Consider the following 15,677-nt stretch of genomic DNA (forward strand, 5'->3'; position numbering starts at 1 on the left):
CCTGGTTCGATATCACGTGACTTGGGGAGCAGGTTGGTCTCAAGCGTGCCGGATCCACTGCGCGGCATTGCCTGGCATTTTTTCAGCCGGGCCTCAGTTCACTGGGAAGCGCGTGCGCGGCATTCTGAAACGGGAGCGCTGCGGCGGCAACGCTGGCCGCTTCCTGTTCGCGGTCGCGTTCGTTAATTGAGTGTTTGCCAGCGTCGATCGAACGGCCCATCGCAAGCGCCTTCTCGTGCGTCCGCAATAGAGACCTCGGGAGACACGCCGGGCCCGCATCGCGTCGCTTGCCCGTCGCAGGGCCGGTAAAGCGCAGCGTCCATTTGCAGCCCGCCTTGCCAAGGGTGAGCAGCAGCCCGGTTACCTTGCCACCGAATGCCGGGTTTTTGCCGAGCTGTAGTGAAGCCCTTATCGACCGCTCACGCGCCCCCGGCGTCGTCCATCCACCCCGCCGCGGCCGCCGCGCCCGCGCCACGCACCGCGCAGGTCAGCGGTTCGTCGGCGACGTGCACGTCGAGGCCGATTTCCCGGCTCAAACGCCGCCCCAGATTGCGCAGCAGCGCGCCGCCACCGGTCAGCACGATGCCGTTGTGCGCGATGTCCGTCACGAGTTCGGCGGGAGCCAATTCGAGCCCGCGCTTCACCGCGCCGATCACCTGACTCAGCGGCCCTTCGATCGCCTCCGAAATATCGCGGTTGCTCAACTGCACCGTGCGCGGTAGCCCATCGTCGACGCTGCGACCGGTTGCGTTCATCTGCTCGAGCGGCACGTCGTGCACGGCCGAGCCGATGGCTCTCTTGACGTGCTCGGCGGTCTGCTCGCCGAGCAGCACGCCATACAGATTGCGCACGTAGCCGATGATCGCCGCGTCGAAATTGTCGCCGCCGACGCGCACCGAGCCACTATACGCGGTGCCGCCCAGCGCGATCACGCCGACCTCGGTGGTGCCGCCGCCGATGTCGACCACCATCGAGCCGGTCGGGTCGCCCACCGGCAGGCCCGCGCCGAGCGCCGACGCGAGCGATTCGCCGATCAGGCTGACCTTCCACGCGCCAGCCGCCTCGGCCGCTTCGCGGATCGCGCGACGCTCGACGTGGGTCGCGGAGGCCGGCACGCACAGCGTGAATGCCGCGCGCCGGCTGAAGAGCGAGCGCGGCCGCGCCATGTCGACGAATTGCTTGATCATGTGTTCGGCGGCGGAGAAATTGGCGATGACGCCGTGGCGCATCGGCCGCACCGCTTCGAGATTGCGCGGCACGCGGCCGAGCAGCTGGCGCGCCTCGGCGCCGATCGCGGCGATCCGCTTCGACCCGCTCGCGGGCTGCGTCTCGAAGCACACGACGGACGGCTGGTTCAGCACGATGCCGCCGTCGTCGGTATAGATAAGGGTGTTGGCCGTGCCGAGATCCACCGCCACGGAGTGGCGGAACAGTCGCTCAAAGAGCGGGTAATGCGGCGTCGGTCTGGCCATATGCAGGCTCTGATGTGTCGTTATGCGCCTTCCAAGGCGGTCTGGAAATGCGCCCCCGGTACCCCGAAGCCGCGCGACACGCCCGCTGGGCGTTGCGCTTCCCGCGCGGCGGGGGTGATTTTCAAGCTATTGCCCGTATGACGGCAAGCCCGTCAGAATCTTTAGGGCTTTAGGGCCGCTTTCTAGTAGGTTTGTGTCAATCGCGCGACAGCTCGCCCAGTGCGCGTTCCAGCGCATCACGGCCGAGCGCGACGCCGTCGGCGGTGATCGTGTGGCCGGCGCCGGGCAGCACGTAGGCGTCGACCGCATAGCCGGCGGAGTTGAAAGCGTCGGCCGCGGATTCGAGTTCGCGCACCGGGATCACCTCGTCGTTCTCGCCGTGGACGAGCGTGAGCGGCGTCGCGCGGTTCGACGATACGATCGGCGAGGCGAGCCGCCCCGAATACGCGACGACGCCCGCCGCGCCCTCAACGCTCGACGCGACGTGATGCAGCGCCATGATCGAACCTTGCGAGAAGCCAACCAGCGCAAGCCGATCGAAAGACAGCTGCCAATGCGCGAGCTCGGCGTCGAGCACGCGGCGCAGCGCCGGATAGGCGGCGACGACGCGCGCCTCGCGGTCCGCCGCGCCGACGTCGCGAAGGCTGAACCACTGGCGGCCGCCGAAGCCGCCGTCGAACGGATCGGTGCCGTCGAGCGACACGAACGCCGTGCCGGGCAGGTCCTCGCTCCAGATGTCGGCGAGCGGCATCAGATCGCGCGCGTTGCTGCCGACGCCGTGCATCAGCACGACGAGGCTCGTCGCGGGCGCGTTTTGCGGCGCGCGCCGCCAGCCGTGTTCGAATTGTTGCCAGCTCATGGTGGGGTCCTTTTTTCCGTGGGATTGGGTGTACGTTTCGGCCTTTGCTGACGCAACCTCTGCCGCGAGCATACGCCGCGTGCCGCGTTCGCGCCGTCGGGCGCCGCATCGGCTGCTGCCGTGGCCGGCGCCGGCCGGCGATTGCGGGTATGCTTTTGCGCATCGACGGACCCGCCGGCGCGGTGCACGGTCCACGGCATCCTGCGCCGACCATGCATTGCGAATCGCGCGCCCTCGCCGTCCGTCCTCACGCCGTTCGCGCCGTCCGCCGCAAAACCTCCGGAGAACGCCTTTTGAGCCAGCCCAACGCCGCGCCTGATTCCGCGTCGCCGCCGCCTCAGCCACCCGCGCCACCGTCGCCGCCCGCGCCTCTCGAAGGCGGCCGGCTGGTTCTCGCGACGATCGCCGTCGCGCTCGCCACGTTCATGAACGTGCTCGACACGTCGATCGCGAACGTCGCGATTCCGACCATTTCCGGCAACCTCGGCGTCTCGGTCGACGAAGGCACGTGGGTGATCACCGTGTTCGCGGCCTCCAACGCGGTGGCGATTCCGCTGACCGGCTGGCTCACGCAGCGCATCGGCCAGGTGAAGCTGTTCGTCGGCGCGATCCTGTCCTTCACGCTCGCGTCATGGCTGTGCGGCGTCGCGCCGACGCTGCCGATCCTCCTGCTGGCGCGGGTATTCCAGGGCGCGGTGGCCGGGCCGCTGATTCCGTTGTCGCAGGCGATCCTGCTCGGCTCGTATCCGAAGGAGAAGTCGTCGACGGCGCTCGCGCTGTGGGCGATGACCGCCACCGTCGGCCCGATCGCGGGCCCTGCTCTAGGCGGCTGGATCACCGACAGTTACAGCTGGTCGTGGATCTTCTACATCAACATCCCGGTCGGTCTGTTCGCGGCCGGCGTCACGTGGATGATCTACCGCACCCGCGAATCGCCGACGCGCAAGCCGCCGATCGACGTGGTCGGCCTCGGCCTGCTGATCACGTGGGTCGCGTCGCTGCAGATCATGCTCGACAAGGGCAAGGATCTCGACTGGTTCTCGTCGCCGGTGATCGCGATTCTCGGCCTCGTCGCGCTGATCAGCTTTGCGTTTTTCCTCGTATGGGAGCTGACCGAGGAGCACCCGATCGTCGATCTGCGGCTGTTTCAGCAGCGCAATTTTCTCGGCGGCACGATCGCGATTTCGATCGCCTACGGAGTATTTTTCGGCAATCTCGTGCTGCTGCCGCAATGGATGCAGGAGTACCTGAACTACCGTTCGATCGACGCCGGCCTCGTCACCGCACCGCTCGGCATCTTCGCGATCATTCTTGCGCCGATACTCGGCCGCGTGCTGCCGCACTCGGACGCGCGCGTGATCTCGACGGTCGCGTTCGTCGGCTTCGCGATCGTGTTCTACATGCGCTCGAAGTACGTGATCGAGATCGACACGTGGCACCTCGTGCTGCCGACGCTGCTGCAAGGCATTCCGATGGCGCTGTTCTTCGTGCCGCTAACGGCGATCATCCTGTCCGGCCAGCCGCAGAGCCGGATTCCGGCGGCGGCGGGGCTGTCGAATTTCGTGCGGGTGTTCTGCGGCGCGGTCGGCACGTCGATCGCGGGTACCGCGTGGAACAACCGCACGATACTGCATCATGTGCGGCTCACCGAGCAGGCGTCGGTCGACAACCCGTTGTTCGCGCAGCAGATCGACAACACGCAGTCGGTGCTGCATCTGAATCCACAATCGGCGAATGCGCTGTTCGATTTCACCGTGAACACGCAGGCCGCGATGATGGGCCTGAACGACGTCTTCTTTGTGTCGGCGATCATCTTCGTGCTGATCATTCCGCTGATCTGGATCACGCGGCCGGCCAAGGGCGGCGGTGGACCGGATGCGGCCGGCGCTCATTGAGGCAGATTCGTTTTCGTGCGACGGCGACGCTCGCGCGGTGGCCACGAAACGGCGTCAGCGGAAATAGCGCGCCGGCGTATCGCCGAACGCATCGCGAAACACCGCGATAAACGACGACACGTCGTTATAGCCGACTTCGAGCGCCACCTGCGTGACGCTCTCACCGGCACCCAGATGTTCGAGCGCGGTCAGCAGACGCAACTGCTGGCGCCATTGACCGAAGGTCTGCCCCGTTTCCTTCGCGAACAAACGCGCGGCCGTGCGCGCGGTCACGCCCGCGGCCGCGGCGAGCTCCTCCAGCACCAGCGATTGCGCGGGATTCGCGCTGAGCGCCTCGGCGATGCGCCGCGCGCGCGGATCGGCCGGCCAGTTCAAGCCAAGCGGCGCGGCGGGCAAGCCGGCGACGCGATCCAGCAGCACCTGCAGCAGACGGCGGGCGGGTTCATCGGGCGCGTGATCGTGCGGCAGATCGGCCGCGGCGGCGAGCAGCGCCTGCACCAGTGTGTCGGGGATCAGCGCGCCGGTCTGCGCGGGCAGCGGCGCGGCGTCGTCGGCGGCGGCGTCGGCGGAGTCGTCGGCGGAGTCGTCGGCGGAGTCGTCGGTGGCGTCCATTGCGGCATCGGTTGCGACGTAGAGCGAATACGACTGCACCGGCCGCGTCGCGTGCAGGCAATGCAGCGTATTCGCGGCGATCCACAGCGCGCGGGCGGGCGGCACGACCCAACGGCCGGATGCCGTGCGCACGGTCAGCACGCCTTCGCTAACGTAAATCAGACGCGCACGCCGATACGCGCGCCACGGCTCGTCCAGCGTCGCATGGCGTTCGCCGACCACGAAGACCGCTTGCCCGATGCCGTCCGGATCGAAGGCTTCCGTCATGGTGTCTGCTCTGACGCGGGACGTCCGCGAAGGGAGCAAGATTAGCACGCGCGCGGGGCGCGGCTCCGAGGCGGGCTAACAGGGTCCGGCCACCGTGAACGCACACCCCGCCTAAGGCCTGGTTACCCCGCCCGCTTCACCAACTCCTCCAGCACCGTCCGATACGACGTCATGCCAATCACCCGCTCGTTCACCCCCTCCTCGAAATCGATCCACCCAGAGTTGAAGCCGTCGAGCATCTCGATACGGGGCGCGGGCCACTCCGTGCCTTGCGCCTGAAACAGCGCCTCCCACTGCTCGCGCGGCACCGTCTGCGCTTCGACGGGCCGCCCGAGCGCCTCGCCTAGCAGCGCGGCAATCTCGTGCTGCGTAAAGCGCCCTGACGCCTCGATTTCGATCACGCGCCGCCCTTGCCACGACTGCGTGAGCGCCTGCGCGACCACGCGGCCGATATCTGCGGTCGCGACCATCGGATACGCCCGATCGAGCGGCTGCAGAAAGCTCGGCATCACGCCGGCGTTGCGGGCCGGCGCGATATCCCACAACGAGTTTTCCATGAACCAGGCCGGCCGCAGGATCGCGGTCGGAAGCGGCAGATCGGCGAGCGCCTGTTCGAGAATATGCACCTGCGTGATGAGGCCGAGCCCCGCATCGCGCTGCCCGCCCACCGACGACAACGCCGCCACCCGCCCCGGCCGCGCCTTCGACAACGCCTCCTTCAGCATCGCGGCCGCCGCATGCGCGTTCGGATAACCGGGCTGCGGCGCGAAATTCGGCGCAATCATCACGAATACGCCGGCCGTGTCGCGAAATGCGGCGCTGAGCGAGTCGGCGTCCTCGAACGACGCGATCGCCACCTCCGCGCCGCGCTCGCGCCACGGTGCCGCCTTGCTTGCGTCGCGCAGCACGGCGCGCACCGCGTGCCCCGCGTCGAGTAACGCGCGTGCCGCCGCGCCGCCCACCTGTCCTGTCACACCGGTAATTGCAAACATGCTGTTCTCCTCGATTACGGCGGATGCCGTGTTGGGAAGCATTCTCGGTGTGGTGTGGTGATTTCGCGAGAGCGTGGGTGTCATTTGTTTAATGACTCGATGTCATCAAACCTCCTTGGCGGGCCCAGGTGATGCGCTTGTCTGATGGAGTGTTGTCAACGCCAAGTATCGAATCGCCGCTCGATGTTCGCGAAACGCAGCGGCAATCGTGCGCAGCGCTCCACGCGACCTCGTATCCGAGAGGCTCGAATGCAGCACGATTTCCGAAGGAAGAAGCGCCGGGAGCCCCAGCAGCGCGCCGACTTCGACGGCACCGACCGGCGCGACCCGATGCGCGAACGCACCGACCGCAAGCCCGGCCGAGACACCGGCGGTGACGGCCGCCATGCCACCGCCTATGAACACGTCGATCCAGGCGATCCCCGCTGCGTCGAGCTTGCGGGTCGCGAGACTGCGCAGGTCGCACGATGTCGACAGCGATGCAAGCCGCAGCGGCGCATCGAGGCGGTCATTGGCGGAGTCCCGACAAAGCATGCCGGACTCGCCTCAGGGATTGTGATTGCTACGTTTCAGATCTGCTCGGCACTGGGCGTTGCGATCATTGGCGGCGTCTTTTACGGTGCGCCTGGCGAGAGCCACGCGGCCGCCGCATTCGGCCGCGCATTCAGGAATTCGTGCTTCAACGTACGCGACTCATTCGTGATCGTGGGCCGGGGCCACAAACCTCTCTCAGTGCTGCCCCTCGAGGCGATAGTCGGATCGGCAGGACACCGTCAACTTCACAACCAGTCCGGGATGGTTGTCCACCAGTGTCAGCGTGCCTCTATGCAGCGTTGCGACACCTTTCACGAGCGCGAGGCCGAGCCCGACGCCCGGCGTTCCCCGGCTCGCATCGCCCCGGTAGAAGCGCTCCGTTACCTTCGCCTTCTCGGCAGCAGGAACGCCCGGGCCATCGTCCGCTACTTCAATCTCGATGAGCCCGTCCCGCTCGCTCACTGTCACATGCACGCGCGAACATGCGAACTTCAGTCCGTTATCAATCACGTTTCCGACCGCTTGCGCAATCAGTAGCGGGTCCACAACCGCTTCCAGTTCGGCGGGGCAAGTCTGCGACAGGGCAATCCCTCGAAGGTCGCCCAGCGGTTGGTAAAACTCCACCGCTTCGGAAACGATATCTGCAACATTGCTCGCAACGAAGCCTGACCTTCGCACCCCTGCATCGATCTCCGCCAGACGAAGAAGGGCATTGAAAATGCTGATCACCCGGTCGATATCGGTGAGCGAACCCTCCAGGCGCTCAAGCGTGTCGGCGTCGACCCTCTTCTTCAAATCGAGAATCATCACCTCCATCCGCGTCCGGAGTTCAGTCAGAGGCGTTCGCAAATCGTGAGCGATTGCATTCGATGTGTTGCGCACGCTACTGATCATCTCGACCAGCGCCTCCTGGGCGGCCTGCCGCCTCTCCACCTCGTCGTGCAAGCGTGCATTGCTCTCTTGCAGGACCTTCTGTAGCCGCCGGAATTTCACGTGGGTTCTCACTCGCGCGAGGAGTTCTTCCATCTGCAAGGGCTTGGTGACGTAGTCAACGGCCCCGACCTGGAACCCCACGGTCTTGTCCTCGGTGTGCGACAGTGAGGTCATGAAGATGACGGGGATGTCCCACGTTTCCGGGGTCGCTTTCAAACGGCGGCAAACCTCGAACCCATCCAGACCCGGCATCATCACGTCGAGCAGTATCAGGTCCGGACGTACGAGGGCCGCGCGACTCAGCGCCTCTTCACCGTCCCGGGCAATCGAGACGTGCAAACCGCTCCCCTCAAGAAAGTCTACGACCAGGCCCAGATTCGGTGCCGTATCATCAACCACCAGGACTACAGGCGGATTTTTCTCGAACTCATCCGACATGTGCACTAACTTCCGTTCAGGTGTTTCTCGATGAGCACGAGCAGTTCTCGCGACTCAAAGCTTTCCGCAAGGTTGCCCACTCTGGTAGCGAATGCCGTATAGCGGGTGTCGCTCGCCCGAAGCGACTCAACGTGTCGCATGACCTCCCGCATCGAACCTCTGCGCGCGAGATCGTGCAACACCTCCATGCTCGCACGCGGCGGCAGGACGAACGACGAGACCGCTTCGGCGTCGGATGGCGTTGCGCCAATCCGGCGCGGACGCTCGGCCACATGTTCAGTTGCCGGGCGCACACCGTCACGTCCGGCAAACATCAGGCATTCGTCGCGTGGAGCTTGCCGATCGCCGGCGTCGTCACGCACCAGCGGCTCGTGAGCGGGACACTCAACCGCGAGGTCGAACCAGAATCGACTTCCTCGCCCGTATTCACTCTCGGCGTGAATATCGCTGCCCATAAGCCGTGCCAAATGTTGGCTGATGGAAAGCCCCAACCCCAGCCCGGCGCTCCTGCGCTCGATGTCACCTGCCTGTTCAAATGGCTGGAAGACTCGCTCGAGTTGGTCATGCTTAATGCCAATCCCGGTATCTTTCACTTCAAACCTCAAAATGCCACCTCGGACCAACTTCACCGAGAATGCCACCTCTCCGATGTCCGTGAACTTCACGGCATTGGAGAGCAGATTGAGCAGTACCTGCCGCAATCGCTTCTCGTCAACGCGAATCACTGCCGGCAGGTTTGGCGCAACCGCACAAATCTGCGCGAGCCCCTTCTCACGAGCCCGCACGCCAACCATCTCCCCAAGCATTTCGAGGAACGGCGCGAGCAAAACATCGTTCAGCTCCAGGTCGATTCGACCGGCACCGACGCGCGCGAAGTCCAGCAAATCATTAATCAACGTGACGAGATGCGAGCCGCTTTGCTCAATCAGCGAAACATGCGACTTTTGACGAACGCTCAGGTTGTCATCGCGCCGCAGAACCTGCGTATATCCGAGAATGCAGTTCAACGGGGTCCGGAGTTCGTGGCTGATGTTAGCCAGGAACTGGTCCTTCGCCTTGTTCGCCAATTCGGCCTCGTCCCGGGCAACACGCACCGTCTCCTCGAGCGCTTTGCGCGCCGAGATGTCCTGAATAATCGCAATGGTATGCTGAACCTGCTGACTGGAATCACGTTGTAACGACACGGTCGCACTGACCCACACGCGCGATCCGTCGCGCCGTATGTTGACTTTTTCGTCCGTGTAATGCGAGAAGTCGTTTTTGAGCAGTTTCTTGAATTGATTGATGCTCTCTGGAACACTGCCAACCGCTGTGACGTCCATGAACGTCATCGAGAGCAATTCTTCACGACTGTAGCCAACGATATCGCAATAGCGCCGGTTGACGCGGAGGAACCGGCCGCTCTGGTCACAATGAACAATACCCACTGCTGCGTTTTCAAAGGTTCCACGGAAGCGCTCTTCGCTGGTTCGCAGTGCGAGTTCTGCACGCTTCAAGTCCGTAATATCGACCATGGTTCCAGAGACGCGCGTAGCCGGCCCGCAGGAAAACCGAGGACCCGCGCCACGCGTCAAGACCCATCGCCAGGACCCGTCGCGGTGGAGCATGCGGTGTTCAATGCCAAACAGCCCGCCTGGCTCCTGGCGGCACCGCCAAAACGCGTCGCAAACGCGTTGCCTGTCCTCCGGGTGGATGACCTCCATCACGCGCGCGATGCCGGGAGCGGCGTCAGCCTCCGTGTAACCTAGCCATGCCTGGATGTTCCAGCACCTCAGCGACAGGTCCCGCCCCTCTTCGCCCGAGAGATCAATGGCCCACACCCCGACCTTCGAGCCGCGCATCGCGTCGTCCAGCCGATCGTTGGTTTCGCGCAGAATTTCCGCCTCGGCTGCCTGACGTGACGCTGTAGCGTCACGCACAACGAGCACCATGCCGATGACGTTGCCCGAGTCGTTCACAATCGGCGTTCCCCGATTTTCAACGGACACCATGCGCCCTGCTCTACCGACGAGCATCGTCTTCGGGGGAAAAGAAACGAAGCCACCCTCGCCCAGGGCTGCTGACACGCTGAATTTCAGTGGCGCATTCGTGTCCTCGTCGATTAGCCGGAGAACTTTTTCGAGCGGTTGCCCGACAGCGTCTTCCCGCGACCATTCTGTCAACGCCTCGGCGACGGGATTGATGAGCGTAATGTGTCCCTTACAGTCAGTGGCAATGACGCCATCGCCGATGCAGTCCAGCGTAACCGCATAACGCTGCTCGCTCTCGCGCAGCCGACGCTCCGCATCGTGCTTATAGAGGGCCATCTCGACAACCGTACGCAGTTGCAGGTCGTCGAAAGGCTTCAGGACGTAACCGAATGGTTCGGTCACTGTGGCGCGCCGGACCGTTTCCTCGTCGGCATAAGCCGTCAGGAACACAATGGGCAAACGGAGCGACTCGCGCAACTGACGAGCCGCATCAATGCCGTCCAGCTTTCCCTCGAGGCGCACATCCATGAGGACAAGGCTTGGCTTTTCCTTCGCAGCAACCGTTATCGCATCCTCGCCGGTCGTCACGCAACCTATGACGACGTGCCCGCAGCGAGTCATTTGTTGGGCAATGTCACGAGCGACCACCCGGTCGTCTTCGACAATCAGTATTCGCGCAGAAGACATGTTAGTGGCCGCCCGTTTGCTGGAGTCTGAAATTAATGTCAAATGCCGTCCCTCTCTCGCGACTAACCTCGATTGACCCGTGGAGTTGCCGGGAAAGGTCGAATACGAGCTGCAGTCCCAGGGATTCGGCATGCTCAAGTGAAAACTCTGGCGGCAAGCCGATACCGTCGTCGCCGACCCTCAAGCGGCACCGATGGTCTTCTTCCGCGGCCAGCTCAACGCGCAGCCGCCCGCTTCGACCGTCCGGAAACGCATGCTTGAGTGCATTCGAAACTAGCTCGTTGACGATCATGCCGCATCCGATCGCGCGATTCATGTCGAGCTGAACGTCGTCGACGACAACGTCCAGGATGACGTTCGATTGACTCAGTTCGTAAACGCGCGCCAGGTGCGCGCACAGATTCCTGATATGAGGCGCCATGTCGATTCGCGCGAAGTTGCCCGCACGATACAAATTTTCATGGACCATCGCCATCGAGCGAACGCGGTTCCGGCTCTCCTGAAACAGCTCCGCCACGACATTATCTTGCACACGAGCTGCCTGAAGGTTGAGAAGGCTACTAATCAGCTGCAGATTGTTTTTCACCCGATGGTGCAGTTCCTTCAGCAGAGCGTCCTTTTCTTCGAGAAGTGCTTCGATCTTCTCCAGGCTGGCGTTCTCGATAGAAATCGCCGCCTGGGACGCCAGCAACTTGAGCACCGCCATGCGCGGCGGCGTGAACGCGCCGGGCGCGAGCTCGTTCTCGAGGTACAGCGCGCCGACCAGTCTCGTCTGCTTGATGAGGGGCAAACAGAGCATCGAGCGTGAGCCTTTGCCACTGAAATACTCGTCAGAAGCAAACGGGTTTTCCGTCGTCGCATCATCGACAAGAAGCGTTTCGTGGGTGCGAAGACAATGGTGAAGCAGGGAGAGCGGCAAGTTCCGCGGCGAGGCAGTTCGCCGCTCTACGCGGACGTTACCTCCCTCGTTGGCCTCGGCTTCAATGTAAAGCTGCTCTTCGTGCGGAAGGATGAGCAGCGCGCGTCGCGCGCCCGCGTGCTCGAGCACGATGGTCATGAGTGTATTCATCAGGCTGTCGAGTACCCTTTCGCTCGATATCGCCTGTGACGCCTTGACGACCGTCTCCATCTCCAGCTGACTTTCCACGGCACCTGACAACGGACCTCCCGGCTCGTTAGCCCCGAGGTCAGGATATGCCGCCTCCAGCATTCTGACTTTCGCCGTTGCCCCCCAGTTCAAGTAGGCCGATCGGGCATTACGCAAGTACACCGCGGCGATGGTCGCGAAGCCGCGGTTGGCATAGAACCGTCCGGCTATCTCGCTGGCTAGCGCCTCGACATGCAGCAATCGGTGCGTTTTTGCATTTTCGATGGCTCGCTCGTATAGCCGCATGGCTTCACAAGCGTCGCCGCGCACGCGTGCGACTTCAGCTTCGACCAGCGCTGCACGCGCGGCGAAGTTCGTCGGACCGCTCAATGCCCAAGCGCGGAGCTTGTTCACGTGCTCGGCAAGCCTCGCGTCAGCGAGAACGTCGGCTTGCGATGAGTGGGCATCCCACTCCCGGAGCCATGTCAGCGCAGAAAAGAAGTGGTAAACGGCGAGTTCCTGGTGCCCCCATGTCGTCCACAACAAGGGGGCTGCCTTGTTCGCTGCCTCCATCGCACCAGCGATGTCGCCCGCCATGTAGCACGCCTCCTGTTTGCGAATCCAGTACCAGCATGCAGCAATGTCGAGTGCTCGATTGCCTTCGAGGTGCTGTTCCAGAGCCTTCGCGTTCGGATATTCCGAATCGGGTGAACCAAACCATGGCGCGCCGCCGCGCAATTCACGAATCAATGAGAGCTGCGAATTAATGATGTCGGCAATCAACCCGAATCCGGCGGACCGGACGACATGCAGCCGTTCGACTGCCTGATCTTCAACTTCGGCTAGTGGCGCAGAGGTGGCGAGCAGAGTGGTGACCAGACAACAACTGCTGAACCCGATGTATGTCAGGTCGCCGCATTGTGTTGCCACTTCGAATGCTCGTCGCAAGAGCGGAATCGCTGTTCGTATCGGCTCTGTCCACGGCATGACGTGATACGAGAAACACAGGTAGACACGGGCGCGAAACCGGTCAAGCCCCTTCTCATCGACGAGCGCCATCCCGAGCTTGCCAAACTCATGGGCGCTCTCGTAATCGCCGAAGAATGGACCGACAGCCATTCCTAAATAGGCGAAACCCAACGCAGATGCATCGGTGTTGCCGTGCGCTATGCTGAGATTCGCCATGCGCGTCAGCACAAGACACACCAGGTTTTCGTCAGTGAAGAATGCGGGCGGCAAAACGGCTGTGAATACGTTCAGCGTCGCCTCAAGCGCTTCGTCATCGAGCAATCGATTGTCACGCAATTCTGCAATCGAGCCGCGTTGAACATGAGCGACCACCTTTGCGTACTCTCTATCGACCTCTTCCCTGTCCGGATGGGGTACCCAATTGACGTCGACCTCGCGGAGATAGCTCAGGCAAATTTCTACCGCGGCGTGCATCTTGTCCAGGGCGGTATGCAGCGTTATCCGAAGGAAAGCCACTGCGGCCTTGTCGCGTACGCTCCCGGCATATCGTTCGAGACGACGCAGGCGGTCGTCTGCCTGTATTGGACTGCCGGCGAGGAACGTGCATTCTGCAAGCAAAAGCTCGATGGAAAACTTCTCGCAGTAATGGGTCTCCCACGCATCCTCGCCGAAAATCCGACTCGCTACCGTGAGATAGTTCAGCGCGGTACCGTAGGCAGCCGCTGCTCTCGCGCGACGGCCAGCGCGGAGGTTCAGGAGGGCTACGCGCGTGCGGACCCGGGAGTCGCTGATTGCGTGGAGTGCCCGGTTGTACTGGTTGACGACCTCGAAAATGTTCCGCTCGAGATTCGGGTCGGCGTCTCCCGTATCCAGCCGCATTCCGATGCGAAGATGCGATGGCGCGCGCTCGGCCTCCCCAAGTAACGCGTATGCAGCCTCTTGAATCCGGTCGTGGACGAAAGCGTAGCCCTCCGAACGGCGGTAAACCAGGCCTTGCCCGATTGCCTCGCCGAGCGCCGAGTCAACTTCTCCGCTTGACTGCCCGCTCACCTGCGCCAATACCGACGTAGCCGTCGTGGCGCCAAGGCAAGCGAAATCAACGAGCAGCCGTCGCGCGCGGTCAGACAGCCGCTCGATCTTGTTCACCAGCAAGTCAACTACGCTATCGGGGAAAGCTCCCTGCGCAATCTGCTCGACATTCCACACCCATTCCCGCGAGGCACGGTTTAACGTCAGATGACCTTCCTCGGCGAGGACGCGCAGGAACTGAACCGCAAAAAACGGGTTTCCGCCCGTCTTCTCGAACATCAGTCGCGCCAGCCTTCTGGCCTCTGCTGAATCACCGCGAGTGGTATCGCAAACGAGTCGCTCCACATCGCCAACCCCCAAGGGGGCCAGCAACACGTCATGAACTGGCACCGAGCCTTCTCGAATGTCGCTGATCACGCGAGCGAGAGGGTGACTGGGGCCGATCTCGTTGTCACGGAAGGCTCCAATGAGCAGAAAGTGGGCAATAGCGGAGCCCCGGCCGAGCGCCTCCAGTATCGAAATGGTTCCTGCGTCCAGCCATTGGAGATCGTCCAGAAACAGTACAAGCGGCTGTGCGGGTGTCGCGAACGCTCCAATGAAGCGAATCAAAGCAGTGACGAAGCGCTTTTGAGCGTCCAGAGGCGGCAATTCGGCGACTGCCGGTTGTGGCCCGACGATTTCTTCCAGCGCGGGGATGAGGTCGGTGAGCAGGCGGCCATGCGGTCTCATCGCGTACTGGATGCGCTTGCGCCACTTCACCAGTTCGCGCTTGTCCTCCCTGATAATCTGTTCGACGACTGTCTCCATGCACTGTGCAATCGTCGCGTAGGGGATATCTCGCTTGTACTGATCGAACTTGCCCGACGCAAATCGCCCGCGGCTCAGCGTTTGGTGGAATTCTCCAACCAGCGATGACTTCCCGATCCCTGAGTAACCGGACACCAGCACGAATTCGGTCGTACCGTCATGAGCCACGCGGTCGAAAGCTTGAGTCAGTGCGCTCAATTCCGCTTCCCGCCCATACAGTCGGTCTGGTATCAGCAGCCGGTCGTCAGAGTCTGCCGTTCCGAGGGCGAATGGCGTGAGGCAGTCTCCTGTCCGCAGTTGCTCCGCGCACAGACGCAAGTCGTATTCGACTCCGCGCGCGGTCTGGTAGCGGTCTTCCGCCGCTTTTGCGAGCAATCGCTCGACGATGGCTTCAAGCGATTCAGGAACGTCAGGAACGCGCTCGCGCAGAGGAGTTGGCTTCCTCGCCGTATGACAGTAAAGCCATTCCCCAGGGGAGTTAGCAGAGTACGGATACTTTGCCGTCAGCATCCAGTAGATGAGGACGCCCAGCGAGTATAGATCGGCGCGAGCGTCGACCGGCCGGTTGACGAGCCCAGTGCGCTCGGGAGCCAGATACGGAAGTGCGTCCGCGAGGATGACCGGGTGAGTCGACTCTTTTCCAGCAGAATCGACGCGCGTCGACAGACCGAAGCCCGTCAGAGCCACTGCCCAGTTGGCTGGGTTGACAAGAAGATGCGCCGGCCGGACATCCTTGTGTATGACGTCCCTCCTGTGCAACATCTCGAGGGCCGCCGTGGCGTTCGCGGCTATCGTCACGATCTGGCCGAATGACAACAGAGACGTATCGAGTGCAGGCAACACGATGCCGCCCGGGTCCTCGAGCTGCAGCGTAATGGAAGAACTATCGCGGACGAACTCAAGAGGCTGCGTGAAGCGGGGTCCATCCAGGTGGGCACGAAGCGAAAAGGCGTTCTCGAGCAAGGCCAGCGTTTGACCGGAGGGCTGACTAGCCGTTGGCCTCAGTGACAACCGTGACGTCCGGCCGTCGCCAGCGTCGATTCGCAACAGGACGAACAGACCATCGTCCCATAACATTTGCCCCGCCGATTCTTCGATATCCATGAGTCTCCGCCGTTCCCTCTCC

The 15,677-nt window shown here is 62.9% G+C and carries 10 protein-coding genes; 1 reads left to right on the top strand and 9 read right to left on the bottom strand.

The genetic code is table 11. The features are described 5' to 3' along the window. Window positions 1-82: 82 nt before the first annotated feature. The 3 genes from OKW41_RS12425 to OKW41_RS12435 form a co-directional block, all read right to left on the bottom strand. On the bottom strand, window positions 83-220 hold the full coding sequence (locus OKW41_RS12425; RefSeq protein ID WP_429572669.1) for a hypothetical protein: 138 nt from the start codon (window positions 218-220) through the stop codon (window positions 83-85). A gap of 199 nt (window positions 221-419) precedes the next feature. Continuing rightward, on the bottom strand, window positions 420-1,472 hold the full coding sequence (locus tag OKW41_RS12430; RefSeq protein WP_429572670.1) for a rod shape-determining protein: 1,053 nt from the start codon (window positions 1,470-1,472) through the stop codon (window positions 420-422). A 196-nt stretch (window positions 1,473-1,668) separates the two neighbouring features. Further along, window positions 1,669-2,331, bottom strand: coding sequence for an alpha/beta hydrolase (locus OKW41_RS12435; RefSeq protein ID WP_429572671.1), 663 nt, complete (start codon window positions 2,329-2,331; stop codon window positions 1,669-1,671). A gap of 293 nt (window positions 2,332-2,624) precedes the next feature. Between OKW41_RS12435 and OKW41_RS12440 the strand changes: the two genes are divergently transcribed. After that, window positions 2,625-4,226, top strand: coding sequence for a DHA2 family efflux MFS transporter permease subunit (locus tag OKW41_RS12440; protein WP_429572672.1), 1,602 nt, complete (start codon window positions 2,625-2,627; stop codon window positions 4,224-4,226). A 54-nt stretch (window positions 4,227-4,280) separates the two neighbouring features. Here the strand turns inward: OKW41_RS12440 and OKW41_RS12445 are convergent, their stop codons facing one another. The 6 genes from OKW41_RS12445 to OKW41_RS12470 form a co-directional block, all read right to left on the bottom strand. Then, window positions 4,281-5,105, bottom strand: coding sequence for an AraC family transcriptional regulator (locus tag OKW41_RS12445; RefSeq protein WP_429572673.1), 825 nt, complete (start codon window positions 5,103-5,105; stop codon window positions 4,281-4,283). Window positions 5,106-5,227: 122 nt separating this feature from the next. Beyond that, a complete protein-coding gene (locus OKW41_RS12450; RefSeq protein ID WP_429572674.1) occupies window positions 5,228-6,097 on the bottom strand; it encodes an NmrA family NAD(P)-binding protein in 870 nt (289 codons plus the stop codon). A 105-nt stretch (window positions 6,098-6,202) separates the two neighbouring features. Then, complete coding sequence (locus OKW41_RS12455; protein ID WP_429572675.1) at window positions 6,203-6,631, bottom strand: hypothetical protein; 429 nt, start codon at window positions 6,629-6,631, stop codon at window positions 6,203-6,205. Window positions 6,632-6,826: 195 nt separating this feature from the next. After that, complete coding sequence (locus OKW41_RS12460) at window positions 6,827-8,002, bottom strand: hybrid sensor histidine kinase/response regulator (RefSeq protein WP_429572676.1); 1,176 nt, start codon at window positions 8,000-8,002, stop codon at window positions 6,827-6,829. A 5-nt stretch (window positions 8,003-8,007) separates the two neighbouring features. Beyond that, window positions 8,008-10,659, bottom strand: a complete 2,652-nt coding sequence (locus OKW41_RS12465; RefSeq protein WP_429572677.1) for a PAS domain S-box protein — start codon at window positions 10,657-10,659, stop codon at window positions 8,008-8,010. A gap of 1 nt (window position 10,660) precedes the next feature. Continuing rightward, window positions 10,661-15,655, bottom strand: coding sequence for an AAA family ATPase (locus OKW41_RS12470; RefSeq protein WP_429572678.1), 4,995 nt, complete (start codon window positions 15,653-15,655; stop codon window positions 10,661-10,663). Between the last annotated feature and the right edge of the window lie 22 nt (window positions 15,656-15,677).

This window comes from Paraburkholderia sp. UCT70, assembly GCF_050434085.1.
GTDB lineage: Bacteria > Pseudomonadota > Gammaproteobacteria > Burkholderiales > Burkholderiaceae > Paraburkholderia > Paraburkholderia tuberum.

Coding starts and splice junctions, on each gene's coding strand:
- OKW41_RS12460 (WP_429572676.1), bottom strand. CDS start 8,002: ATGTCGGATGAGTTCGAGAAAAATCCGCCTGTAGTCCTGGTGGTTGAT.
- OKW41_RS12470 (WP_429572678.1), bottom strand. CDS start 15,655: ATGGATATCGAAGAATCGGCGGGGCAAATGTTATGGGACGATGGTCTG.
- OKW41_RS12445 (WP_429572673.1), bottom strand. CDS start 5,105: ATGACGGAAGCCTTCGATCCGGACGGCATCGGGCAAGCGGTCTTCGTG.
- OKW41_RS12430 (WP_429572670.1), bottom strand. CDS start 1,472: ATGGCCAGACCGACGCCGCATTACCCGCTCTTTGAGCGACTGTTCCGC.
- OKW41_RS12450 (WP_429572674.1), bottom strand. CDS start 6,097: ATGTTTGCAATTACCGGTGTGACAGGACAGGTGGGCGGCGCGGCGGCA.
- OKW41_RS12435 (WP_429572671.1), bottom strand. CDS start 2,331: ATGAGCTGGCAACAATTCGAACACGGCTGGCGGCGCGCGCCGCAAAAC.
- OKW41_RS12455 (WP_429572675.1), bottom strand. CDS start 6,631: ATGCTTTGTCGGGACTCCGCCAATGACCGCCTCGATGCGCCGCTGCGG.
- OKW41_RS12425 (WP_429572669.1), bottom strand. CDS start 220: ATGGGCCGTTCGATCGACGCTGGCAAACACTCAATTAACGAACGCGAC.
- OKW41_RS12465 (WP_429572677.1), bottom strand. CDS start 10,659: ATGTCTTCTGCGCGAATACTGATTGTCGAAGACGACCGGGTGGTCGCT.